At 57.3% G+C, this 24,473-nt stretch carries 21 protein-coding genes and 1 tRNA gene; 11 read left to right on the top strand and 11 right to left on the bottom strand.

Annotated elements, in window-relative coordinates; translation table 11 throughout:
* Window positions 1–16: 16 nt before the first annotated feature.
* From ada to mgtE, 4 genes are all read left to right on the top strand, one after another.
* Complete coding sequence (gene ada / locus EnteroDNA1_RS07180; RefSeq protein ID WP_069303100.1) at window positions 17–1,075, top strand: bifunctional DNA-binding transcriptional regulator/O6-methylguanine-DNA methyltransferase Ada; 1,059 nt, start codon at window positions 17–19, stop codon at window positions 1,073–1,075.
* Window positions 1,075–1,731 (top strand): DNA oxidative demethylase AlkB, encoded by a 657-nt coding sequence (alkB, locus tag EnteroDNA1_RS07175; RefSeq protein ID WP_033146054.1) that lies wholly within the window; start codon window positions 1,075–1,077, stop codon window positions 1,729–1,731. Before ada ends, alkB begins: the two co-directional genes overlap by 1 nt.
* 69 nt (window positions 1,732–1,800) lie before the next feature.
* Window positions 1,801–3,444, top strand: coding sequence for a multidrug ABC transporter permease/ATP-binding protein (locus EnteroDNA1_RS07170; RefSeq protein WP_064672962.1), 1,644 nt, complete (start codon window positions 1,801–1,803; stop codon window positions 3,442–3,444).
* A 148-nt stretch (window positions 3,445–3,592) separates the two neighbouring features.
* Window positions 3,593–5,029 carry a magnesium transporter gene (mgtE, locus tag EnteroDNA1_RS07165; RefSeq protein ID WP_069303099.1) on the top strand — a complete coding sequence of 479 codons (1,437 nt, stop codon included), beginning with the start codon at window positions 3,593–3,595 and terminating at the stop codon, window positions 5,027–5,029.
* On the opposite strand, the gene EnteroDNA1_RS07160 is transcribed toward mgtE, so the two are convergent.
* Window positions 4,992–6,281, bottom strand: a complete 1,290-nt coding sequence (locus EnteroDNA1_RS07160; RefSeq protein ID WP_069303098.1) for a SulP family inorganic anion transporter — start codon at window positions 6,279–6,281, stop codon at window positions 4,992–4,994. The genes mgtE and EnteroDNA1_RS07160 overlap by 38 nt on opposite strands.
* A gap of 187 nt (window positions 6,282–6,468) precedes the next feature.
* Here EnteroDNA1_RS07160 and mqo point away from each other — a divergent pair, with 187 nt between their 5' ends.
* Window positions 6,469–8,118 carry a malate dehydrogenase (quinone) gene (gene mqo / locus EnteroDNA1_RS07155; RefSeq protein ID WP_069303097.1) on the top strand — a complete coding sequence of 550 codons (1,650 nt, stop codon included), beginning with the start codon at window positions 6,469–6,471 and terminating at the stop codon, window positions 8,116–8,118.
* 135 nt (window positions 8,119–8,253) lie between these two features.
* On the opposite strand, the gene eco is transcribed toward mqo, so the two are convergent.
* The gene (eco, locus tag EnteroDNA1_RS07150; protein WP_033146052.1) at window positions 8,254–8,757 is read right to left on the bottom strand and encodes a serine protease inhibitor ecotin; all 504 of its coding nucleotides are present in this window, start codon (window positions 8,755–8,757) and stop codon (window positions 8,254–8,256) included.
* Window positions 8,758–8,966: 209 nt separating this feature from the next.
* On the opposite strand from eco, the gene EnteroDNA1_RS07145 reads away from it, so the two are divergent.
* Together EnteroDNA1_RS07145 and EnteroDNA1_RS07140 are read left to right on the top strand one after the other, a co-directional pair.
* Complete coding sequence (locus EnteroDNA1_RS07145) at window positions 8,967–9,227, top strand: DUF2534 family protein (RefSeq protein ID WP_008500962.1); 261 nt, start codon at window positions 8,967–8,969, stop codon at window positions 9,225–9,227.
* Window positions 9,228–9,365: 138 nt separating this feature from the next.
* Complete coding sequence (locus tag EnteroDNA1_RS07140) at window positions 9,366–10,553, top strand: MFS transporter (protein ID WP_069303096.1); 1,188 nt, start codon at window positions 9,366–9,368, stop codon at window positions 10,551–10,553.
* Window positions 10,554–10,588: 35 nt separating this feature from the next.
* On the opposite strand, the gene EnteroDNA1_RS07135 is transcribed toward EnteroDNA1_RS07140, so the two are convergent.
* The 3 genes from EnteroDNA1_RS07135 to EnteroDNA1_RS07125 form a co-directional block, all read right to left on the bottom strand.
* Window positions 10,589–10,665, bottom strand: a tRNA-Pro gene (locus EnteroDNA1_RS07135).
* A gap of 72 nt (window positions 10,666–10,737) precedes the next feature.
* Window positions 10,738–12,498: an LPS biosynthesis-modulating metalloenzyme YejM gene (gene yejM, locus EnteroDNA1_RS07130; RefSeq protein WP_047060568.1), complete on the bottom strand. Its 1,761-nt coding sequence runs from the start codon at window positions 12,496–12,498 to the stop codon at window positions 10,738–10,740.
* A 19-nt stretch (window positions 12,499–12,517) separates the two neighbouring features.
* Window positions 12,518–12,745, bottom strand: coding sequence for a YejL family protein (locus tag EnteroDNA1_RS07125; RefSeq protein WP_008500958.1), 228 nt, complete (start codon window positions 12,743–12,745; stop codon window positions 12,518–12,520).
* 134 nt (window positions 12,746–12,879) lie between these two features.
* Here EnteroDNA1_RS07125 and yejK point away from each other — a divergent pair, with 134 nt between their 5' ends.
* On the top strand, window positions 12,880–13,887 hold the full coding sequence (gene yejK / locus EnteroDNA1_RS07120; protein WP_008500957.1) for a nucleoid-associated protein YejK: 1,008 nt from the start codon (window positions 12,880–12,882) through the stop codon (window positions 13,885–13,887).
* A gap of 52 nt (window positions 13,888–13,939) precedes the next feature.
* Here the strand turns inward: yejK and rplY are convergent, their stop codons facing one another.
* Window positions 13,940–14,224 (bottom strand): 50S ribosomal protein L25, encoded by a 285-nt coding sequence (rplY, locus tag EnteroDNA1_RS07115; protein WP_029740955.1) that lies wholly within the window; start codon window positions 14,222–14,224, stop codon window positions 13,940–13,942.
* Window positions 14,225–14,349: 125 nt separating this feature from the next.
* Window positions 14,350–16,110, bottom strand: a complete 1,761-nt coding sequence (locus tag EnteroDNA1_RS07110) for a DEAD/DEAH box helicase (RefSeq protein ID WP_069303095.1) — start codon at window positions 16,108–16,110, stop codon at window positions 14,350–14,352.
* A 281-nt stretch (window positions 16,111–16,391) separates the two neighbouring features.
* On the opposite strand from EnteroDNA1_RS07110, the gene rsuA reads away from it, so the two are divergent.
* From rsuA to EnteroDNA1_RS07095, 3 genes are all read left to right on the top strand, one after another.
* A complete protein-coding gene (rsuA, locus tag EnteroDNA1_RS07105; RefSeq protein ID WP_023312495.1) occupies window positions 16,392–17,099 on the top strand; it encodes a 16S rRNA pseudouridine(516) synthase RsuA in 708 nt (235 codons plus the stop codon).
* 15 nt (window positions 17,100–17,114) lie between these two features.
* Window positions 17,115–18,311: a Bcr/CflA family multidrug efflux MFS transporter gene (locus EnteroDNA1_RS07100; protein ID WP_008500953.1), complete on the top strand. Its 1,197-nt coding sequence runs from the start codon at window positions 17,115–17,117 to the stop codon at window positions 18,309–18,311.
* A 279-nt stretch (window positions 18,312–18,590) separates the two neighbouring features.
* Window positions 18,591–18,935 carry a YejG family protein gene (locus EnteroDNA1_RS07095; RefSeq protein WP_028013883.1) on the top strand — a complete coding sequence of 115 codons (345 nt, stop codon included), beginning with the start codon at window positions 18,591–18,593 and terminating at the stop codon, window positions 18,933–18,935.
* Window positions 18,936–18,938: 3 nt separating this feature from the next.
* Here EnteroDNA1_RS07095 and yejF read toward each other — a convergent pair whose 3' ends face one another.
* Genes yejF through EnteroDNA1_RS07075 form a run of 4 tightly spaced genes read right to left on the bottom strand, consistent with a single transcriptional unit; the run spans window position 18,939 to window position 24,464 of the window.
* Complete coding sequence (gene yejF / locus EnteroDNA1_RS07090) at window positions 18,939–20,528, bottom strand: microcin C ABC transporter ATP-binding protein YejF (RefSeq protein WP_069303094.1); 1,590 nt, start codon at window positions 20,526–20,528, stop codon at window positions 18,939–18,941.
* A gap of 1 nt (window position 20,529) precedes the next feature.
* Window positions 20,530–21,555 (bottom strand): ABC transporter permease, encoded by a 1,026-nt coding sequence (locus EnteroDNA1_RS07085; protein ID WP_033146047.1) that lies wholly within the window; start codon window positions 21,553–21,555, stop codon window positions 20,530–20,532.
* On the bottom strand, window positions 21,555–22,649 hold the full coding sequence (locus tag EnteroDNA1_RS07080) for a microcin C ABC transporter permease YejB (protein ID WP_069303093.1): 1,095 nt from the start codon (window positions 22,647–22,649) through the stop codon (window positions 21,555–21,557). Before EnteroDNA1_RS07080 ends, EnteroDNA1_RS07085 begins: the two co-directional genes overlap by 1 nt.
* Before the next feature lie 9 nt (window positions 22,650–22,658).
* Window positions 22,659–24,464, bottom strand: coding sequence for an extracellular solute-binding protein (locus EnteroDNA1_RS07075; protein WP_039263176.1), 1,806 nt, complete (start codon window positions 24,462–24,464; stop codon window positions 22,659–22,661).
* Window positions 24,465–24,473: the final 9 nt, after the last annotated feature.

The following is a 24,473-nucleotide window of genomic DNA, read 5'->3' as shown; positions in this document are numbered from 1 at the left end:
ACATGAGGAGCCGATAATGAGAAACCCGACCTTTATTACCGATGAGGATCGCTGGCAGGCCGTGCTGGCCCGCGATCCGCGCGCTGACGAGCGGTTTGTCTTCGCCGTACAGACTACGGGAATTTTCTGCCGCCCGTCATGCCGTGCCCGCCACGCGCTGCGTAAAAACGTCCGCTTTTATCCCGATGCCCACCATGCCGTACAGGCAGGATTTCGCCCGTGCAAGCGCTGCATGCCGGACAAACGCGATCCGCAGGAGCAGAAGCTGGCAAAAGTGGAACACGCCTGCCGTCTTCTGGAGCAGGATCCCATGCTAACCCTTGAAGGGCTGGCGCAGCAGGTGGCCATGAGCCCTTTCCATTTCCACCGTCTGTTTAAGTCCGTGACCGGCATGACGCCAAAAGCCTGGCAGCAGGCGGCGCGAGGCCAGCGCCTGCGCACCGCGCTTGCACAGGGAGACAAAATTACCGACGCCGTGCTGGCAGCGGGGTTTCCCGACAGCAGCAGCTATTATCGTAAAGCCAACGATGCGCTGGGCATGACGGCGAAGCAGTACCGCAAAGGGGATGTGGCGGTGCGTTATGCCATCAGCGACTGTTCGTTAGGACGCTGTCTGGTGGCAGAAAGCGAGCGGGGGATCTGCGCGATCCTGCTGGGTGACAGCGATGAAGAATTAACCGAAGAGCTTGCCGCGCAATTTCCAAAAGCAGCACATGCGCCGCTGGAAGAGGATTTCGCGCAGCGGGTCCAGCAGGTGATTGCCAGTATTGATAACCGCGACGTACCGCTTGCGCTGCCGCTGGATATTCGCGGAACCGCGTTCCAGCAGCGCGTCTGGCAGGCCCTTCGCAACATTCCCTGCGGCGAAACGGCAAGTTACCAGCAGGTGGCGCAGGCGATTGGCCAGCCCAGTGCGGTACGCGCCGTTGCCGGCGCCTGTGCGGCAAACACGCTGGCGATTGTGATCCCCTGTCATCGCGTGGTTCGTAACGACGGCGCGCTGTCGGGTTACCGTTGGGGGACGGCGCGAAAAGCGCTATTACTGAAACGTGAGGCGAAACGCCAGGAGGGATAATGCTCGATCTTTTTGCGGATGCTGAACCCTGGCAGGAGCCGCTTGCGCCGGGGGCGGTGATCCTGCGCCGCTTTGCGCTCTCCCGTGCGGCGGCGCTGCTGGCCGGTATCGACGAGGTGACGGCGGTTTCGCCGTTTCGCCATATGGTGACGCCGGGCGGCTACACCATGTCGGTAGCCATGGCCAACTGCGGGGAACTGGGCTGGGCGACGAACGAGCGGGGCTATCTGTATGCCCCGAACGATCCCGCTACCGGCCAGCCGTGGCCCCCGATGCCCGCGGTTTTTCAGGCTCTCTGCCACGAGGCCGCCGTAGCAGCGCAGTATCCTGACTTCCGGCCGGATGCCTGCCTGATCAACCGCTACGCCGTTGGCGCGAAGCTCTCGCTGCATCAGGACAAGGATGAACCCGATCTGCGCGCGCCTATCGTCTCGGTATCGTTAGGTTTGCCTGCCGTCTTCCAGTTTGGGGGATTACGCCGCAACGACCCGCTCAAGCGCATCATGCTGGAACATGGCGATGTGGTGGTGTGGGGCAGGGAGTCGCGGCTGTATTATCACGGCATTCAGCCGCTGAAACCCGGGGTTCACCCGCTCACGGGCGAGTACCGTTATAACCTGACCTTCCGTCAGGCGGGGCACGGTAAACTAAAATAAGAATTATTCTTGATGTACACGCAGGGCAGTTTACACTGCTGGCTGATTTTTATTGTCCGGATTGCCTGCATGCAACTACTTCTCCTCGTCTGGCGTCAGTATCGCTGGCCCTTCATTGCAGTAATGGCGTTAAGCCTCGCCAGCGCCGCGCTGGGTATTGGCCTGATCGCGTTTATTAACGTGCGGTTGATTGAAATGGTCGATACCTCGCTCTCCGTTCTGCCGGAGTTTCTCGGCCTGCTGCTCCTGTTGATGGCGGTTACGCTCGGTTCCCAGCTGGCGCTGACCGCGCTCGGGCACCATTTCGTTTTCCGTTTGCGCAGTGAGTTTATCAAGCGGATCCTGGACACCCAGGTTGAGCGCGTTGAGCAGCTCGGCAGCGCATCCCTGCTGGCGGGGCTGACCAGCGACGTGCGCGCCATCACCATCGCGTTCGTTCGGCTGCCGGAGCTGGTGCAGGGGATCGTTCTGACCTTTGGATCGGCTGCCTATCTCGCCTGGCTCTCCAGCAAAATGCTGGCGGTGACCGCCCTGTGGATTGCCATTACCATCTGGGGCGGCTTTATGCTGGTGTCGCGCGTCTATAAACACATGGCGGTGCTGCGCGAAACCGAAGATAAACTTTATAACGATTACCAGACGGTGCTGGAAGGGCGCAAAGAGCTCACCCTGAACCGCGAGCGCGCCGAGCATATTTTTAATCATCTCTATATCCCGGACGCGCGCGAATACCGTCATCATATTATTCGCGCCGACACCTTCCACCTGAGCGCTGTGAACTGGTCAAACATTATGATGCTGGGTGCCATTGGCCTGGTATTCTGGATGGCGAACGGCCTGGGCTGGGCGGACACCAACGTCGCGGCAACTTACTCGCTGACGCTGCTGTTTTTACGCACGCCGCTGCTCTCGGCGGTCGGTGCGTTGCCCACCCTGCTGAGTGCGCAGGTGGCCTTTAATAAGCTCAAAAAATTCGATCTCGCGCCGTTTAAAGCCGAATTCCCGCGCCCGCAGGCCTTCCCTAACTGGCAGACGCTGGAGCTGCGTAACGTCACGTTTCGCTATCAGGACAGCGCCTTCTCCGTGGGGCCGGTCAACCTGACGATCCGCCGCGGTGAACTGCTGTTCCTCATTGGCGGCAACGGCAGCGGTAAATCTACGCTGGCGATGTTGCTGACTGGACTCTATCAGCCGCAGTCTGGCGAAATTTTGCTGGACGGCAGGGCGCTGAGCGCGGAGAAGCCCGAGGATTACCGCAAGCTTTTCTCGGCGGTGTTTACCGACGTCTGGCTGTTCGATCGGCTCCTGGGGCCGGAAGGGCAACAGGCCAATCCTGCGCTGGTGGAAAAATGGCTGGCGCAGCTGCAGATGTCGCACAAGCTGGAGTTACAGGACGGGAAGATCCTCAACCTGAAGCTTTCCAAAGGGCAGAAAAAGCGCGTGGCGCTGCTGCTGGCGCTGGCGGAAGAGCGTGACATTATCCTGCTGGACGAGTGGGCGGCCGATCAGGACCCGCATTTCCGCCGCGAGTTTTATCAGGTGCTGTTGCCGCTGATGCAGGAGATGGGCAAAACCATTTTCGCCATCAGCCACGACGATCACTACTTCATTCATGCTGACCGCCTGCTGGAGATGCGTGACGGCAAGCTGAGCGAGCTGACCGGTGAAGAGCGCGTTGCGGCCTCGCGTGACGCGGTAGCGCGCACGGCCTGATGCCCTTACCCTGGCCCTCTCCCACTGGGAGAGGGGATAAATCGTGGCCGCGATGCCGCTTTTTTCTCCATCCCGTCCCGTTGTTTATTCTTATTTACATATCCCCGCGCTATGCTTAACCCCAACTCATTTAATGGATTTATGATTGATGTCGGTATTAAAGAAAAACAGCGCCAGACAGCGTGACCAGGAGCGCGCGCGACTCATCTGGCTTCTCACGACTGATAAAGCGGTCACTTCTACGCTTTTAGGCAAACTCACCCTGGCTGAGCAATATGATGTCGGCACCCTGGCCGACGATATTGCTGAGGTAGGTGCGCTGGTTGCTCATTTACCCCCGCCGGATCTGGCGGATACCCTTGAAGCGCTGCCCTCGGAAGAACGCCACGCCCTGTGGCGTCTGGTGCAGGATCACGAGCGCGGGCAGGTGCTGCTTGAGGCCTCCGAAAACGTCTGGGACGACCTGATCGACGAGATGAGCGATCGGGATATTCTCGACGCTCTGCAAACCCTGGATATCGACGAGCAGATTTACCTCGTTCAGCACCTGCCGCGAAACCTGACCGGTCGCCTGCTGGCGTCGCTGCCTGCGGAGGAGCGGGCGCGCGTGCGTCAGGTGATGCACTACGAGAAAAACAGCGTCGGCGCGATCATGGAGTTCGGCGTTATCACGGTGCGCCCGGACGTGACGCTCGGTACCGTGCAGCGCTATCTGCGTCGCCTGGGTAAAATGCCGGACAACACCGATAAACTGTTTGTCACCTCCCGGGATAAAACCCTGCTTGGCGAGCTGGAGCTGAAAACCATCCTGCTCAACAGCACCCAGCGGAAGGTGAGCGAGGTGATGGAAAACGAGCCGATGGTCTTCTCCCCGGAAGACGACGCAGAGAAAGCGGCGCGTACCTTCGAGCGTGACGACCTGGTGAGTGCCGCCGTCGTGGATTCCGTCGGCAAACTGATGGGGCGTCTGACCATCGATGAGATCGTTGATGTGGTCTACGAAGAAACCGACAACGACCTGCGCGCGCTCGGCGGGATCAGCGCCGAAGATGACGTCCATGCCTCCGTCGGCAAGGCGGTGAAAACGCGCTGGGCGTGGCTGGCCATTAACCTGTGTACCGCGTTTATCGCCTCCCGCGTGATCGACGGTTTTGAACACACCATTTCGCAGCTGGTGGCGCTGGCCTCGCTGATGCCGATTGTGGCCGGAATTGGCGGCAACACCGGAAACCAGACCATCACCATGATCGTCCGCGCGCTGGCGCTGGAAAATATTCAGCCCGGTAACTTCGCCTTTCTGATCTTCAGGGAGATGGGCGTGGCGCTGATCAACGGCCTGGTGTGGGGCGGGATTATGGGCGGCATCACCTGGTGGCTGTACGACGATATGGCCCTGGGTGGGGTGATGATGCTGGCGATGGTGCTGAACCTGCTGGTGGCATCAATGATGGGGGTCATTATCCCGCTGACGATGACCAAACTGGGGCGCGACCCCGCGGTGGGGTCGAGCGTGATGATCACCGCCATCACTGATACCGGCGGTTTCTTTATTTTTCTTGGGCTGGCGACGATTTTTCTGCTTTAAGTCGACGCTTAATGCGGGCGGGGAGGAGTGCCATGACGATAATCCCGCCCAGCACGCCAATCGCCAGATTGCCGGTTGATACCGTGGCGGCAACGGTGACCAGCATGACGACCGTTTCTGCTATCGGGGCCGTTTTCACCGTGGCTGGCTGAAGGCTGTGCCAGCTGAAGGTTTTGACGGCGACAATCGCCATAATACCCGCCAGCACCGCCATCGGGATGTTGTCCATCACATCGCTGAGCGCCGTCACCAGGATCAGCAGCACAATGCCCGCCGCAAAGGTTGAAATGCGGCTTCGACCTTTCCCCATCTCCACGTTGACGATGGTTTGTCCGATCATCGCGCAGCCTGCAATCCCGCCATAAAATCCGGCCAGAATATTGCCGACGCCTAGTCCAATGCTTTCGCGGCGTTTACCTGACGGTGTCGCGGTCAGCTCATCCACCAGCTTTGCCGTCAGCAGGGATTCCAGCAGGCCGACAAAGGCGATGCTCAGCGCGCACGGCCAGATAATGCTCAGCGTCTGCACATTGAGCGGGACCAGCAGCTCGGTAAGACCCGGCAAACCTCCGCTCATGGAGCCTTCATCGCCCACGGTTGGCAGGATTTGACCGGTTGAAACGGTGAACAAGGTAAGCACAACAATCGCAATCAGCGGGGAAGGGATGCTTTTGATATAGCGCGGCACCCACAGCACGATCAGCAGCGTCAGGACGAACAGGCCCACAATCAGCGGGCTTCGGCTCCAGAAATGCGGCACCTGAGCGAAGAAGATCAAAATGCCCAGGGCGTTAACAAATCCGGTCATGACCGACTGAGGTATAAAGCGCATCAGCCTTGCCATGCCCAGCACGCCAAACAGAATCTGAATCACGCCCGCCATCAGCACGGCGGGAAGAATGTACTGTACGCCGTGCTGATGCACCATCGGGCCAATGACCAGCGCCACGGAACCGGCCGCTGCCGTGACCATCGCCGGACGGCCCCCGAGTACAGACAGGGCAAGACACAGCACCACGGAGGCGATCAGGCTGACCTTCGGGTCAACGCCCGCCACCACCGAAAATGAGATAACCTCGGGGATCAGCGCCAGGGCGGTAATCACGCCTGCCAGCGTTTCACGCGTCAGCTGCTTAGGGGAACGCAGCACGTTGGCTACGCGGTCTTCGGGGGATACGGCAGAATGGGGTAAGGACATAACAGTTCGCTGGTTAGGGCAGGCTTCCGTGCGCGCGATCGCAAAACGCAACATACTAGCCAGTAAAACCGCGCTTTACCAGACGCATCGATAATTCCTCACAAACAATCCATCATTAAATTTCACAATTACAATAATTTCGTAACCTTTAAACAATATTTAAAAGTTGTTACCGTGCCCCCGCAGCTTTTTTCACCTGCAATTTCCACGCATCAAGCACTTTTACACTAAGGCATAAATTATGAAAAAAATGACTGCCATGCTCTTTTCTCTGGCCGTGGGGCTTAACACCGTCTCCATGGCGGCGAAAGCTGACGCACCAAAAGAGCAGGAAACGGACGTCCTTTTAATTGGTGGCGGTATCATGAGCGCCACGCTGGGAACCTATCTGCAAGAACTGCAGCCGGACTGGTCTATGACCATGGTCGAGCGCCTTGATGGCGTGGCGCAGGAGAGTTCGAACGGATGGAATAACGCCGGTACCGGACATTCGGCACTCATGGAACTGAACTATACGCCGCAGAAAAAGGACGGTTCCATTAGTATCGAGAAGGCGGTCGAGATCAACGAAGCATTCCAGGTTTCTCGCCAGTTCTGGTCTCATCAGGTCAACAGCGGCGTGATGCACGACCCGCACTCCTTCATCAACACCGTGCCGCACATGAGCTTTGTGTGGGGTGAGCAGAACGTTAACTTCCTGCGCGCGCGCTACGCCGCTCTGCAGCAGAGCACGCTGTTCCGCGGGATGAAATACTCTGAAGACCACGCTCAGATTAAAGAGTGGGCTCCGCTGGTCATGGAAGGTCGTGACCCGAACCAGAAAGTGGCGGCGACCCGTACCGAAATTGGTACCGACGTTAACTACGGCGAAATTACCCGTCAGCTGGTGACGTCTCTGAAGAAAAAAGAGAACTTCAACCTGCAGCTCAGCACCGAAGTGCGCGGCTTCAAGCGCAACGCGGATAACAGCTGGAGCGTGACCGTCGCCGATCTGAAAAACAACGAAGCCGAGCACGTCATCAAGGCGAAATTTGTCTTTATCGGTGCGGGCGGCGCGGCGCTGAAGCTGCTGCAGGAGTCCGGTATTCCGGAAGCGGACGACTACGCGGGCTTCCCGGTGGGCGGCCAGTTCCTGGTGTCCGATAACCCGGAAGTGGTGAATCGTCATCTGGCAAAAGTGTACGGCCAGGCTTCCGTTGGCGCACCGCCGATGTCTGTTCCGCATATCGACACCCGTATGCTTGACGGCAAACGCGTGGTGCTGTTTGGGCCGTTCGCGACCTTCTCCACCAAGTTCCTGAAAAATGGCTCCCTGTGGGATCTGCTCAGCGCCACGACCACCTCTAACGTCAAGCCGATGATGGATGTGGGTCTGGATAACTTCGACCTGGTGAAATACCTGATTAGCCAGGTGATGCTCTCTGACGACGACCGTTTCGAGGCGCTGAAAGAGTACTATCCGCAGGCGAAGAAAGAAGACTGGCGTCTGTGGCAGGCGGGTCAGCGCGTACAGATCATCAAGCGCGATCCGAAAGAGGGCGGCGTGCTGCGTCTGGGTACCGAAGTGGTAAGCGATAAGGATGGCACCATCGCCGCGCTGCTGGGTGCGTCGCCGGGCGCGTCTACCGCTGCGCCAATCATGCTGCACCTGATGGAAAAAGTGTTTAAAGATAAAGTCGCCAGCCCGGAATGGCAGGCGAAGCTGAAAACCATTATTCCATCCTACGGCACGAAGCTGAACGGCAACGTGAACGCGACGGAGCAGGAGCTGGAATACACCAGCCGCGTTCTGCAGCTGCAGTACATCAAGCCACAGGCTGCGGATGCTGCGCCAAAAGCGGAGCTGAAGCCTCAGCCGGAAAACAAACCGGTTGCGGATATCGCGCTGTAAGATAAAAGCAAAACGGTAACATCCGTTACCGTTTTTAGTGTTTTCTCCCTCTCCCAGTGGGAGAGGGGCGGGGTGAGGGCACCAGAGCGCACCCTTTCCGGGTCGGGTAAGGCGAAGCCGCCACCCGACTTAATTTCAACGTACTACGGCTTGTCCGATGTTCTCATCAGCCTTCCAGATGCGATACTTCACTTCCACGTTTTCAGGCGTATAGACCACGATCGGCAGCTTGCTGTTGTAGCGCAACAGACTGTTGTCGCCCAGATATGCCGTTACAAATTTCTTCTCTTTCTTGCCGTCCGGGCAGGCCATCATGGTGGAGACCGGAGAGGTCACTTTGTCAAAGACGTAATAGTCGTAACCCCAGCCTTCCAGGGTTTTGCTTTCCAGCTGACCGCCCAGACGGTGCTGGTTGCAGTCCACTTCCAGCGTCTTGCCAATTAATAGTTCCACTTTAAAGTTCGCTTCATCCTGCTGAACCGGCAGCTGAATCACCTGACGCTTCATCCCTTTGTCCGCCTGCGGGTACGGAGCCACTTTTTCCAGCGGCTGCTGTTTTGGGGTTTCGCTGGCGAAAGCGCTGCTGCTGACGCACGCGGCGGCGATGAGGGCGATGGCAAATTTAGGTGCGTTTTTCATTGTCATTCCTTTATGTCAAAACGATCCTGCGCAGGTTAACATAACAACGATGAATGATTGGTGTTATTTACTTACATTTTCACTATGGGTAGCGTTATGCGCTTTTAATTTACCTGTTTAGTGGTTGTTTATGCTGGTGTGGAGTCAGGTGCCAGTTCGTGTTATTTTAGACCCTATATATTGTTATTCATCTGTAAAAGGGAAGAGAGATGGTTCGTGCAAAACTGAAAACGCCTGAAGGCCGCAAGTTCCTCCTGGCGCTGCTGGTCGTATTTATGATTGCCGCCGCGTGCGTGGGGCGGGCAACCATTGTTGGCGTTATCGAACAGTACAATATTCCCCTCTCAGCCTGGACAACCAGCATGTATGTCCTGCAGTCGGCGATGATCTTCGTCTACAGCCTCGTGTTCACCGTTCTGCTGGCCATCCCGCTGGGCATTTTCTTCCTGGGCGGACGTGAGAAGCATTAAGCGTCGACCTGCGATAACTAAGCCATCCTGCCGGATGGCTTTTTTTATGGTCTCATCCCACTCTCCTCAGGTTTTTTTAATCCGCGATATCCTATCCTGTAAGCATTCAGGCAACTGTTTTTAAAGCAGGAGCGGTAGATGCGTTCCAGATTTCCAGTGCTCAGCCAGATCCCCAAAGGCGTCTGGGTTGTGGGAGGCGTCAGTATGTTGATGGATATCTCGTCAGAGAGTATTCACAGCCTGCTGCCACTTTTTATGATGACCACCCTCGGTACGAGCGTGCTGTTTATCGGCCTGATTGAAGGGCTGGCGGAGGCCACTGCGCTTTTTATTAAGGTCTTTTCGGGGGCGATAAGCGACTACCTGGGTCAACGTAAGGGGCTGGCCCTGTTAGGGTATGGCCTGGGGGCGTTAAGCAAACCCCTTTTCGCATTAGCGTCATCTTCCGGGATGGTTTTAGCCGCACGTCTGATAGACCGTACGGGGAAGGGGATACGGGGCGCCCCGCGGGATGCACTGGTTGCAGACGTCACGCCGCCGGAAATGCGTGGTGCGGCATATGGTCTGCGTCAGTCAATGGATACCACAGGCGCATTTCTTGGCCCATTACTGGCCGTAAGCTTAATGCTGTTGCTGGACAACGACTTTCGCACTGTTTTCTGGATAGCCCTTATCCCCGGTCTGCTTTCAGTTGCCTTGCTCTATTTTGGCCTTCAGGAGCCGAAAACTCCCCTCGAACATAAACGCACAAACCCCATTAAACGAGAGAATTTAAGGCGGCTGGGTAAAGCGTGCTGGTGGGTGATTGGCCTTGGTGCAGTGTTCACGCTTGCCCGGTTTAGCGAGGCTTTTCTCGTCCTTCGTGCGCAGCAGTCGGGCGTTCCTCTGGCCCTTATTCCGCTGGTGATGGTGGTCATGAACGTACTCTATTCCCTTTCCGCTTACCCTTTTGGCAAACTTTCTGATGGCATGAGCCACACCCGGCTTCTGCAGTGGGGGCTAATGGTGCTGATTGGTGCAGATATTGTTCTGGCGCTGAGCAGCCACTGGATGGGGGTCATTTTAGGCGTCGCGCTTTGGGGAATACATATGGGTATGACCCAGGGACTACTGGCGGCAATGATCGCTAAAACCGCACCGCCCGATCTGCGCGGTACGGCTTTCGGTATTTTTAGTCTGGTCAGCGGCGTAGGATTGTTAATCGCCAGCGTGGGAGCCGGCGCGATATGGGAAACGTTTGGCGCGGAATATACGTTTTATGCCGGAGCGGTGATTTGTCTGGCTACGCTAGTGTATCTGCGCAAAACGCCGGACGAGGCGAAATAAAAAACCAGCCATCAGGCTGGTTTTCAGTGTGTTTTTGGTCGGCACGAGAGGATTTGAACCTCCGACCCCCGACACCCCATGACGGTGCGCTACCAGGCTGCGCTACGTGCCGACGCATAAAAAGAATACTACTCGATTCCGTTTTGAATGCAAGGGAATCTGTCGCTAACTGGTTTATTATTAATCAGTTAGCGATGAAGCGCTTCTCATCCGTCAGAACCTGAAGCAGCAGGCTCAGCTGCGGTTTCTGGTCTTTCAACCGTTCACCCTGCAGATTGTACGTCTGATAATTCCCGTTGCTGTTCAGCACCAGCGTCAGCTTCGGCGTGGTGACTACCAGCGTATTATTCCCCGCCGCCGTCACCCAGCTGTGGCGGCGCGCGGCGCTGAAGAGATCCTGCCCCTGCGAATACTCGTTTGCTGGCGTGCTTACGTGCAGCAGGCGTTGCATCAGGGTGGTCATCACATCTTTATGCTCGGTGAGCATATTGATGCGCTGCGCCGGGGTGCCAGGCCAGTGGATCACCAGCGGAACCTGCAGATTCGGGCGAGACCAGCTCATACTCTTCGTCTCGTCACCTAGCGGGATGCCATGGCCCGCGGTCACGATCACCACGGTGTTGTCCAGCTTGCCCGACTCGCGAAGCGCATCAAGCACGCGGCCTATCTGCGCATCAACATCGCCAGCTGCGCGGCCATAGCGGCGCGCAAAGTCACTTTTATTGCTGTTGGCAAGCGTTGTACCGTTAAAGGCAACCCATGAGAACCAGCGGTTATCTTCCTGGGCGTAGCGCTGCAGCCAGTTTATCCACTGGCTGGCGGTCTGCGCATCGGACTGATTTTGCGCCGTCGGCAGTGAGAAATCTGACAGCAGCGCCTGACGGTAAAGCGGGCTGTTAAAGCCATCGGAGGAGAACAACCCTAGCTGATAGCCTTGCTGATTCAGCCCGGTGATCAGCGCCGCAGGCGTGCGGGTAGACAGTACGCCGTCCATATAGCCGGCTGAAATGCCATAGAAGAGGCCAAAGATGCCCGCATCGGTTGTGTTACCGGAGCTCATATGCTGAGTAAACGAGACGTTCTGACTCGCGAAAGCGGCCAGCGCCGGCATCTGCTTCTCGAAGCGGGAATAGTTCAGGCCATCGACGGTGATCAGCAGGACGTTTTGCCCGCGCCCCATATCGCGGTAGTTCAGGTCGCTGAGAGGATACTGAACGCTGACGGCTTCCGGATTACCCTGCTCGATAAGACGGCGCTGGTACTCTTGCGCATCAAGCAGACCGTGTTTCTCGAGGAAGCGACGGGCCGTCATCGGGTACGAGAGCGGCAGGTTAGCGCGCTGCATGGTAATAGGGCGATAGAAGTTCGCATCCGCCCAGATATACATGATGTGCGAACTGATAAAGGAGACGAAAAAGAGCGCGGCGACGGGCTTCGCATAATGGCGTCGCCGGGTCAGACTGCGGAGCTTTTGCCAGCTCCAGGTGGCGAACAGCATCTCAATCAGCAGGATCACCGGGACGCTGATAAACATCAGCTGCCAGTCACGGGCCGTTTCGTTCTGGTCGGGGTTAATCACCAGTTCCCAGACGATGGGGTTGAGGTGCAGGTGGAAGCGGGTGAACACTTCACTGTCGATAAGCAGCAGCGTCATCCCCACCGTCGCAAGGATGGCGGACAAGAACCGCATCAGACGCTGCGACATGACGATAAACGTCAGGGGGAACAGGATCAGCAGATAGGTGGCGAAAACCAAAAAGCTAAAGTGACCGACAACGCTTATCCAGGAGTAGATACGCCCGGTTAGCGTTGTTGGCCAGTCTGCGACAAACAGATAACGGCAGCCAATGACCGTCGCCAGCAGAATGTTGAACAGGGCAAACCAGTGCCCCCAGCTGACCATCTGGGAGACTTTTTCACGGTAGCGCTGACGATTCGTCACCATAAACTGTTGTTCGTATCCCTTAATGGGCCGGGTCGTTGCTGACGGACGACTGTAAAGCCTGGGCGAACGATTTTGCGATCGCCTGACGCTGAGCCGGAGCAACGCTGGTGTTAATCAGGTTGGTGACCATATTTCCCAAAACCATCAGGGAGAGATCGGTCGGCGTTTTATGTTTTTCCAGTACGTTGACCAGCTCACTGAGCAGTTGTTCAACGTGTTCATCACTGTAGCGGGAATGTTGTGGCATAAATCAAAATCAGTTTGTTGATGAAAGGGCAACATATTACCGTAGCAACAGCTTTTTTTCCCCTTTTTTATCTGTTGTTGCACACATGTCCTGGTGGTGGTTGAATACCGCCCGGTCTAAAAGGAGAGTTTATCATGAGTCTGGAAATCAACCAGATTGCCTTGCACCAGCTTATCAAGCGTGATGAGCAAACCCTTGAAGTGGTGCTGCGCGATTCGTTACTGGAACCCACGGCGACCGTGGTGGAGATGATGGCAGAGCTGCATCGCGTCTACAGTGCCAAAAATAAAGCCTATGGCCTGTTCAGCGAAGAGAGTGAACTGGCCGATAGCCTGCGCCTGCAGCGTCAGGGCGAAGAGGATTTCCTGGCGTTTAGCCGCGCCGCAACAGGGCGTCTGCGCGACGAGCTGGCGAAATATCCGTTCGCCGACGGCGGGATCGTGCTGTTCTGCCACTATCGCTACCTGGCGGTCGAGTATCTGCTGGTTACCGTGCTGAATAACTTAAGCAGCATGCGCGTGAACGAGCAGCTGGATATCAGCTCAACGCATTATCTGGATATCAACCATGCGGATATCGTGGCGCGTATTGATTTGACCGAATGGGAAACCAACCCGGAGTCGACCCGCTACCTGACTTTCCTGAAAGGGCGCGTGGGCCGCAAAGTGGCGGATTTCTTTATGGATTTCCTCGGTGCCAGCGAAGGTCTTAACGCCAAAGCGCAGAACAAAGGGCTGCTGCAGGCGGTTGACGACTTCACGGCTGAAGCGCAGCTCGATAAATCTGAGCGCCAGACCGTGCGCCAGCAGGTTTACAGCTACTGCAACGAACAGCTGCAGGCAGGGGAGGAGATCGAGCTGGAGTCCCTGTCAAAAGAGCTGGCGGGCGTCAGCGAAGTCAGCTTCCAGGAATTCACCGCGGAAAAAGGCTATGAGCTTGAAGAGAGCTTCCCGGCGGATCGCAGTACGCTGCGTCAGTTAACCAAGTTTGCCGGCAGCGGCGGTGGGTTAACCATCAACTTTGACGCGATGTTGCTGGGTGAACGCATCTTCTGGGATCCGGCCACCGATACGCTGACCATTAAAGGTACGCCGCCGAACCTGCGCGATCAGCTTCAGCGCCGCACCTCGGGCGGGAAATAACAGCCATAAAAAAACCCCGCAGAAGCGGGGTTTTTTTTCGACGTGTTTGCGATTACGCGCGAACGAAGTCGATGTGAGACAGTTTTGGCTTGAACGGGTGACGCTGAACAGCCTGAACTTTCACTTTTTCTTCTTTACCGCCAACAACGATGGTCAGAACTTCGCTGTAGAATTCAGCTTTGGTCTGCAGGTTCCACAGTTTGTCGTGATCCAGTTCGATTGCAACTGGAGCAGCTTCGCCACCGTAAACGATAGCCGGGAACTTGTTAGCGTTACGCAGGCGGCGGCTCGCACCCTTACCCTGCACGTTACGTACTTCTGCTTCGATAGTGAACATTGATTTCTCTCTGTATTTAAAACCCTGCTACAGGCGACCCAGCAGCAGGTGAGTGTTCTGCCTCACGGATGTGAAGCGGGCGGCATTTTATACTCAAATGCCCCTCACATCAATGAAAAGTCCCGCTAACCGCGCAATTCGTTGGCGCGACGGAAGCGACCTTCATAGTCAAAGAGCTTCTCGCGCACCTGCCAGAACTGGCCTTTCTTACGGGCGACGACAAAATCCGGATGGCGCAATAACACCTGCTGGCGCACGATATCGGCCACGGTTATCCAGCGCAGGGGCACGCCCGGCGTGCGGGTATGCGGGCGGATAAACAGCTGCTCGAAGGCCATTCGCTGGGCAGGCGTCTGAACCCGGAAACGCTCGCTGACGTCCGCCCCGTCTTCGTCGTAATAGGTGATTTTCAGCCACTCGCCTTTTTCATCGGCGCCGGGCTGCAGCGCCATGCCGGAACAGCGCAGCACCAGGGCATCTTTCAGCTTTAGCGCCGCTTTCAGCATGTCGTCCGGGTCAACCAGCACCGTGTCGCATTCCCGGCAGCGGCGGGCGGCAATGTCGTTTTCGGCGTTGCACTGCGGGCAGTTTTTGAACCGGAAGCGGAAATCGCACTGCTCGCGATGCCCGTCATCATCTTCAAACCAGCCCTGACAGCGGCGGCCAAAGTGTTCGATCAGCGTACCGTCGGCGGTGGTTTTTCCCCAGAAGGTGTTGGCAAACCCGCAGGCAGGGCAAAAGACCTGCACGGGCACGTTGTCGCTTTTCCCTTTTGGCGCGCCGACCTCAGGCGTATAGAGATCGTGCGGGTTACCGGCATAATCCAGAATCAGGCAGTCGGTTTTTCCCGGGGCCAGGCGCAGGCCGCGGCCAACAATTTGTTGATACAGACTGACCGATTCGGTCGGGCGCAAAATGGCGATCAGGTCGACGTGCGGGGCGTCAAAGCCGGTGGTCAATACCGACACGTTTACCAGATAGCGGAACTGCTGGGCTTTAAAGGCGTCAATCAGGCCGTCGCGCTCCGGGCCGGGGGTCTCGCCGGTGATTAACGCCGCGTCGCCGGCGGGCAGTAACCCGGTGATCTCTCGCGCGTGCTCAACCGTGGCGGCAAAGATCATTACCCCTTTGCGCGTCGCGGCGAACTCCTCAATCTGGCTGATGATATGCGGCGTAATACGCTTTTGCTTTTTCAGCTCCTGGTTGAGATCCGCTTCGCTGAATAAGCCGTTGCTCTGCGCCTGTAGACGGCTGAAATCGTACTGCACCACCGGCATATCCAGCCGTTCAGGCGGCGTCAGGTAGCCGTGTTTAATCATGTAGCGCAGCGGAAGTTCGTAGATGCAGTCGCTAAACAGGGCCTTCTCATCGCCGCGCACCATGCCGTGATAATGGTAGCGATAGATCCAGCCTTTCCCCAGGCGAAACGGGGTCGCCGTCAGGCCCAGCAGGCGCAGGTGAGGGTTCACCGCTTTCAGGTGAGCCAGGATTTGCTGATACTGGCTGTCGTCGTCATCGCTGATGCGGTGACACTCGTCAACAATCAGCAGCGAAAATTCGCTGCGAAATAGCTCCAGATTGCGCGCCACCGACTGCACGCTGCCGAAGACCACTTTGCCGTGGCTCTCTTTGCGCTTTAGCCCGGCGGCGAAAATATCGGCTTCCAGCCCAAGCGCACAATACTTGGCATGGTTTTGCGCGACGAGCTCTTTGACGTGCGCCAGCACCAGCACGCGACCACGGGCCAGACGCGCCAGTTCGGCGATGACCAGGCTTTTGCCTGCGCCGGTCGGGAGCACAATCGCCGCCGGCTCGCGATGTTTACGGAACCAGGCGAGGGTGGCGTCAACGGCTTCCTGCTGATAGGGACGAAGTGTAAAAGTCATAGGGTCTCGGTTTCGTTATTCCGCACATATACCCGTCATACTTCAAGTTGCCTGTGCGTTGGCTGCACTCGTTCACCCCGGTCACTTACTTATGTAAGCTCCCGGGGATTCACTCCTTTGCCGCCTTCATGCAACCCGAATTATTTAGGGTATAGATAGTATGCCACGAAACTTTTTCCCTTGAGTGGCGCAACCAGACCATTATACTGAACCGTTCCAGACTGCTTCTTTTTTCGGACCTGTTGTCCGACTTCCAGCACCATTAAGGCTAAAAAGATTTCATGCGACTTGATAAGTTTATCGCTCAGCAACTCGGCGTAAGCCGCGCTATTGCCGGGCGCGAAATTCGCGCCAGCCGCGTTACCGTGGATGGCGACATTGTGAGAGACAGCGCGTTCAAACTGCAACCTGACCATCAGGTTGAGTATGACGGCAATCCGCTGACCCAGCAGCACGGTCCGCGCTACTTCATGCTCAATAAGCCGGAAGGCTACGTCTGCTCAACGGACGATCCCGATCACCCGACGGTGCTCTATTTCCTCGACGAACCGGTGGCGCACAAGCTGCACGCCGCAGGCCGCCTCGACATCGACACCACGGGTCTGGTGCTGATGACCGACGACGGGCAGTGGTCGCATCGCATTACTTCCCCGCGTCACCACTGCGAGAAAACCTATCTGGTCACGCTGGAGTCGCCGGTGTCGGATGACACGGCAGAGCAATTCACGAAAGGCGTTCAGCTGCATAATGAAAAAGATCTGACCAAACCCGCCGTGCTTGAGGTGATCACGCCGACGGAGGTCCGTCTGACCATCAGCGAAGGGCGCTACCATCAGGTGAAACGTATGTTTGCCGCGGTGGGGAACCACGTTGTTGGCCTGCATCGTGAGCGGATTGGTGCGATCGAACTCGATCCCGACCTGGCGCCAGGCGAATATCGCCCGTTAACGGAAGAAGAGATCGCCAGCGTCGGTCTGCCTTCGCACTAATTTCAGGAGAGCTCTGTGACCACCAGGCCACACTCGTCGTTCAAAATCGTCTTCATTCTTGGCCTGCTGGCCATGCTGATGCCGCTGTCTATTGATATGTACCTGCCCGCGCTGCCGGTCATTTCCGCGCAGTTTGGCGTTCCGGCGGGCAGCGCGCAGATGACGCTCAGCACCTATATTCTCGGCTTTGCCCTCGGCCAGCTGTTTTATGGCCCGATGGCGGACAGCCTTGGACGCAAGCCCGTTATTCTGGGCGGGACGCTGGTATTTGCGGCCGCAGCGGTTGCCTGTGCGCTGGCGCAGACCATCGATCATCTGATTATCATGCGCTTCTTCCACGGTCTGGCGGCGGCTGCGGCAAGCGTGGTGATTAACGCCCTGATGCGCGATATCTACCCGAAGGAAGAGTTCTCCCGCATGATGTCGTTCGTGATGCTGGTGACGACGATTGCGCCGCTGGTGGCCCCGATGGCCGGTGGCGCGGTGCTGGTGTGGTTTAGCTGGCATGTGATTTTCTGGATCCTGGCCCTGGCCGCGCTGCTGGCCTCGGCGATGATCTTCTTCTTTATTGATGAAACGCTTCCCGTCGAGCGCCGTCAGAAATTCCACATCCGAACCACAATCGGCAACTTTGCCTCGCTGTTTCGCCACAAGCGCGTGCTCAGCTATATGCTGGCAAGCGGGTTCAGCTTCGCCGGGATGTTCTCCTTCCTGAGCGCCGGGCCGTTTGTCTACATTGAGCTGAACCACGTTTCGCCGCAGCACTTCGGCTACTATTTCGCGCTTAACATCGTCTTCCTGTTCATCATGACCATCATCAACAGCCGTTTTGTCCGGCGGGTGGGGGCGCTGAACATGTTCCGCGCCGGGCTGTGGATCCAGTTTGTGATGGCTATCTGGCTGGTGGTGAGCGCGTTTCTGGGCGTGGGCTTCTGGGCGCTGGTGGTCGGCGTGGCGGCCTTTGTCGGCTGCGTGTCGATGGTGTCATCTAATGCGATGGCGGTGATCCTGGATGAGTTTCCGCATATGGCGGGCACCGCCTCTTCCCTGGCGGGGACGTTCCGCTTCGGCATCGGCGCTATCGTTGGGGCGTTGCTTTCAATGGCTACCTTTACGACGGCATGGCCCATGCTGTGGGCGATGGCTTTTTGCGCAACCAGCTCGATACTCTTCTATCTTTACGCCAGTCGACCGCGAAAAGCGGCCCACTAAAATACAGAGAAGGCCCGATAGGGCCTTTTTTGTTGATGCATATCAACCAAACCCCCGTTCGTTTATTCCGTGTTTGTTTATTTTATGTAAAATCTATTTATGTAAAAAGTCACATCATTGTATTCAAAAAGGTTGAGTTAGATCGCAGAAACGGGTACATATAGCGCCGACGCGAGCCTGGATATCGATAAAAAAGCGCTGAATAGTGCAGGCTGGCGATGATGTGTTACTATAAATGTAAATAAATTGTGAAGTAAATTTTGCTTCCGGGGAACGAACGTGAATACATTACAACTCTCCATTGTCCATCGCTTGCCCCAGAGCTATCGCTGGTCGGCGGGTTTTGCAGGTTCGAAAGTTGAACCGATTCCGCAAAGCGTCGCGGGCTGTGAAAACTGCCTGGTGGCACTCAAGCTGCTGAGCCCGAGCGACGAAAATGCATGGCGGGTGATGGAGCGTCTCAGTCAGGCCCTGACGGATATCGAAGTGGACAGCTCCGTGCTGGAGTGTGAAGGTGAGCCGTGCCTGTTCGTGAAGAGCCAGGACGAGTTTGCCGCCACCTGCCGTCTGAAGAATTTTGGCGTTGCCATCGCGGAGCCTTTCTCCGGCCAGTACCCGTTCTGACCGCTAGTCTGCCGACAACAGCTGGCGCGTGTAGCGCTGCGTTGGCGCGCTAAATACGCGCTGGCACTCTCCCTGCTCGACCACTTCTCCCTGTCGCAACACAATCACCTGATGGCATAGCGCCCGCACCACCTGTAGATCGTGGCTGATAAAGATATAGGCCAGCCGGTGTTTTTCCTGAAGCCCTTTCAGCAGCGCCAGGATCTGCGCCTGAACGGTTCTGTCCAGCGACGACGTTGGTTCATCCAGAATAATCAGCTCCGGCTTCAGGATCAGCGCGCGGGCAATGGCGATACGCTGGCGCTGCCCGCCGGAGAATTCAGCCGGATAGCGGTGGCGCGTCCCGGCATCTAAGCCCACTTCGGCCATCACCCGCTTAACTTCCTGCTCGCGCTGCTGAGCGCTCAGGCTGGGCTGATGCACGCGCAGACCCTCTTCGATAATCTGTAACACGCTGAGCCGCGGGTTAAGCGAGGAGTTGGGATCCTGAAACACCACCTGCATGCGGGGCCGCACGGGCAGCATCTGACGGCGGTTCCAGCGGTGCAGCGGCATATCGTCAAAGAGGATCTCGCCCTGGGAGGCAATTAAGCGCAGCAGCGCCAGACCGGTGGTGCTTTTGCCCGAACCGGATTCGCCCACCAGCCCGAGGGATTCTCCCGGGCGCAGCGAGAAGCGGATGTTTTTCAGCACCGGATTCTGGTCGACGATGCGCCGCAGAATACCTTTGCGGATCGGGAACGAGACGGACAAATCCTCAACGCGCAGCAGCGGTGTGCTGTCCGCCTTGAGGGGAACCGGGTCTCCGGAGGGTTCGCTGTCGAGCAAACGCTGCGTATAGGGGTGCTGCGGCGCGCTCAGCAGCGTGGACGCGCTATTCTGTTCAACGCATCGTCCGTTTTGCATCACCGCGACGCTGTCGGCCAGCTTTCTCACAATGCTCAGGTTGTGCGTGATAAACAGCAGGCTCATGTTCAGCTCGTCACGCAGTTCCCGCAGCAGCGTCAATATTTGCGCCTGTACCGTCACGTCCAGCGCCGTTGTAGGCTCGTCGGCAATCAACAGCTCGGGTCGCGTGAGCAGGGCCATAGCGATCATCACGCGCTGGCGTTCGCCGCCGGAGAGCTGATGCGGAAAATCATTCAGCCGTTTGGCCGCGTTGCGTATTCCTGTTCGTTCCAGACAATCCAGAATTTCTCCCCGCGCGGCCTCTTTGCGCATCCCCCGGTGCAGGGAGAGCACTTCATAGAGCTGTTTCTCCAGGCTGTGCAGCGGATTGAGGGAAACCATCGGCTCCTGGAAGATCATCGCGATTTTGTTGCCGCGAATACCGCGCAGGGTATGTTCGTCGGCATGCAGCAGCGAGCTGCCGTGAAACAGAATATCCCCTTGCGGGTAGCTCACAGGCGGAGAAGGCAGCAGCCGCAGGATAGAGAGTGCCGAAACGCTCTTGCCTGAACCCGACTCGCCCACCAGGGCCAGCGTTTCACCGGGCTGGATCTGCAGCGACAGGTCGGTGACCACGGTGCGCGTCTCGTCCTGCTTAGAAAAAGCAATCGACAGGTTATCAATACTGAGAAGAGGCTGGGTCATTTTATACCGCCTTGTTCGGATCGAAGGCATCGCGCACGGCTTCGCCAATAAAAATCAGCAGCGACAGCAGCACGGCCACGGAAAGAAAGGCGGCGATGCCTAACCACGGCGCCTGCAGGTTGTTCTTACCCTGCAGCAGCAGTTCGCCGAGCGACGGGGAACCCAGCGGTAGCCCGAAACCAAGAAAATCCAGCGAGGTGAGGGTGGTGATGGAGCTGCACAGAATAAACGGCAGGAAGGTGAGCGTTGCCACGACCGCGTTGGGCAGCATGTGGCGGAAGATGATCCCCCGGTCGCTCACGCCAAGCGCCTGCGCGGCGCGAATGTAGTCGAAATTGCGGGTGCGCAGGAACTCCGCGCGCACCACGCCCACCAGCGCCATCCAGCCGAACAGGACGGTGATGCCTAACAGCCACCAGAAGCCGGGCTGCACCACGCTGGAAAGCAGGATGATCAGAAACAGCGTTGGCATGCCTGACCAGACTTCAATAACCCGCTGGCCCCACAGGTCGATTTTCCCGCCGTAGTAGCCCTGAACGGCGCCCGCCACGACGCCCATTACGCTTGAGAAGATCGTCAGCATCAGCCCAAAGAGAAGAGAAATTCGCGTGCCATACAGGATGCGCGCCAGCACGTCCCCGCCGTTAGCATCCGTTCCCAGCCAGTTTTGCGCGGAGGGCGGGGAAGGGAAGGGCGTCGTGGTGGCGAAGTTAATGCTGTTTGCGCCAAAGCGTACCGGCGCCCAGAGCGCCCAGCCGTGCTGCTCAATCTGCTGGCGAAGCCACGGATCCTGATACTCCGCCGGTGTCGCAAACGGGCCGCCAAAGTCGCTTTCGCTGTAACTGGCGATAACCGGCACGTACCAGCGGTCGTTAAAATGCACCAGCAATGGCTTGTCGTTGGCGATCAGCTCCGAACACATGCTTAAGGCAAACAGCACGGCAAAAATCCACAGCGACCAGTAGCCGCGGCGGTTGTGGCGAAAGCGGGCCCAGCGGGCCTGGTTGACGGGGCTTAAACGCGGCATCAGCGGCCCTCAAAATCAATTCGGGGATCGACCAGCGTATAGCTGATATCACTGATGATATTCAGCAGCAGGCCAATCAGGGTGAAAATATAAAGTGTGCCAAACATCACCGGATAATCGCGCGACACGGTAGCCTCATAGCCCAGCAGCCCCAGGCCGTTGAGCGAGAACATCACCTCTATCAGCAGCGAGCCGGTAAAAAACATGCCGATGAACGTGGCCGGAAATCCGGCGATCACCAGCAGCATGGCGTTGCGGAACACGTGTTTCCACATGATCTGCTTCTCGCTCACGCCCTTGGCGCGGGCCGTGACAACGTACTGCTTACGAATTTCATCGAGAAAGGCGTTTTTGGTCAACATGGTCAGGGCCGCAAACCCGCCGATGACCGTGGCCAGCACCGGCAGCGTGATATGCCAGAGATAGTCAGTGATTTTCTGATACCACGGCAGGGAGCTGAAATCGGCGGAGACCAGCCCCCGCAGCGGGAAGAAGTCGAAATAGCTTCCCCCGGCAAAAAAGACAATCAGCAGGACGGCAAACAGAAACGCCGGTATGGCGTAGCCGATGATGATGAACGTGCTGCTCCAGATATCAAACCGGCTGCCGTTATACACCGCTTTGCGGATCCCGAGCGGTATAGAGACCAGATAGATAATCAGCGTTCCCCACAGCCCCAGCGTTATCGAAACCGGCAGGCTTTGCTTGATCAACGTTAACACTGACGCACTGCGAAACAGGCTGTCGCCAAAATCAAAGCGGATGTAATCCCAGAGCATCTTGAAATAGCGCTCGTGAATCGGTTTGTCAAAGCCGTAGCGGTGGGTGATCTCGGCGATCACCTCCGGATCCAGCCCGCGTCCGCCGCGATAATGGCTCTCGCTGATATTCCCTACGCCGGTTCGCGCATGGCTCGCGCCCATCCCTTCACCGCCGCCGCCGGGCATGCCGCCGCTGTTGCCAAATTCAATGGCGGCAATCGCCTGATCGACCGGGCCGCCGGGGGCGATTTGCACGATAAAAAAGTTAATCGTGATGATGGCCCACAGGGTGGGGATGACCAGCAGGAGACGACGGAGAAGATAGGCACCCATGATGATTCCTTATCGCCGCTCAGCGGGAAGTCTGGCGGCTTTGTTAACGTCATACCACCAGGTATCAAAGCCCAGGGAGTAGACAGGGCGCACGGCAGGCACGGAGAACTTGTCCCAGCGCGCCAGGCGATCTTCGCCCATATACCACATCGGCAGCATGTAGTAGTTCCAGGTCAGGACCCTGTCGAGGGCGCGCCCGAGCGGCAGGAGCTTTTCTTTATCCCCCTGCGCCGCCACTATTTTCGCAATCAGCGCGTCAATCGCTGGGCTTTTTACACCTGGCGCATTGTATGAGGAGTCAATGTAGCTGGAGGCCCAGGAGATTTGCAGGTCGGAGCTGGGCCACGGCTGCGCGGGCCACAGGCGCTGCATCATGTCGTAATCACGGCTGCGCATGCGGCTGGTGATCTGCGCGTTATCAACCTGGCGAATGTTCATGGTCACGCCCAGTCGCTCAAGGTTGTGCTTAAACGGCAGTACCCACTGATCGTTGCCCCCGGACGAGAGCAGCAGCTCAAAGCTGAGAGGCTTACCCGTTTTGGCATCGACACGCTTTTGATTTTTCAGGTGCCAGCCCGCGTCATCCAGCAGTTTACTGGCTTTCAGCAGGTTGTCGCGGTCGTAACCGTCACCGTTCGACGCGGGCGGCTGAAACACGGTGGTGAACACCTGCGGCGGCAGCTCCGCTTTCAGCGGCGCCAGCAGTGCCAGCTCGTCGGCTTTCGGGTAATCGCGCGCGGCGTATTCGGTGTTCTGAAAATAGCTGTTCGCACGGCTGTAAGCCCCGTAAAACAGCGCTTTGTTCATCCACTCAAAATCAAAGGCCAGGGAAATGGCTTCGCGCACCCGGCGGTCATTAAATACCGGACGCTGAATATTAAACGCCAGCCAGCGGGTGTCCTGGGCAGACTCATTTTTGTGCTCGTCTTTGACGATATAGCCTTTGGCGAAATTTTTGCCGATATAGCGGGTCGCCCAGTTTTTGGCGCTGCTCTCGACGCGTAAATCGAAAGCACCGGCTTTGAACGCTTCAAACGCCACGTTATCGTCGAGGTAGTAATCATAGCGAAGGGTGTCGAAATTCCAGCGCCCGCGGTTTACCGGCAGGTCTGCCGCCCAGTAGTCTTTCACGCGAGAGTAAACGACATATTGCCCCATGCGCCAGTCGGTGATGCGGTATGGGCCGCCTGCCAGCGGCGGCGTGGAAAGCGGGTCGCTTAGCTTATGGTTTTTCCAGAACGATTCAGGCATCACCGGCAGCGAGAACAGGCTGAGCATATTCTCTTTGTTCGGTTCGCTCAGCTCGATGCGCACGGTGAGCGGCGCAATGGCTCTGACGGAAGCCCCTTTATACACGATGCGGAACTGGGGGACGCCTTCGGTCATGAATTTATGGAAGGTGAACGCGACGTCGCTGGCCTTCACCGGCGTGCCGTCGTGAAAACGCGCTCGCGGATTCAGCGAAATTTCCGCCCAGGCGAAGTTATCGGCGTAACGCACGTTCTCGGCAATCAGCGGATAATAGCTGCCGGGCTCATCATCCGACGTGACGAAGAGCGTATCGTAAAGCGATTCCGTTCGCGCGGCCGCCACGCCGCGCAGGGCGAAGCGGTTGAAGTTGTCGAATGTTCCCGTGGCGGAAAGCGTGACCTTTCCGCCCTTCGGCGCGGCAGGGTTAACGTAATCGAAGTGCGTAAAATTGACCGCATATTTCGGCTCGCCAATCACCGCGAAGGCAATATTTTCTTTGATGGCCTGCGCCTGGCTGGACAGGCTCGTTAGTGCCAACATCAGCAACATGAAGCGCATAAGCATCTCGCGGCG

Source organism: Enterobacter sp. HK169, from assembly GCF_001719105.1.
Taxonomy (GTDB): Bacteria; Pseudomonadota; Gammaproteobacteria; order Enterobacterales; family Enterobacteriaceae; genus Enterobacter; species Enterobacter asburiae_B.
Note: the sequence above shows the minus strand (reverse complement) of the source record. Positions and strands in the feature narration are given on the sequence as shown.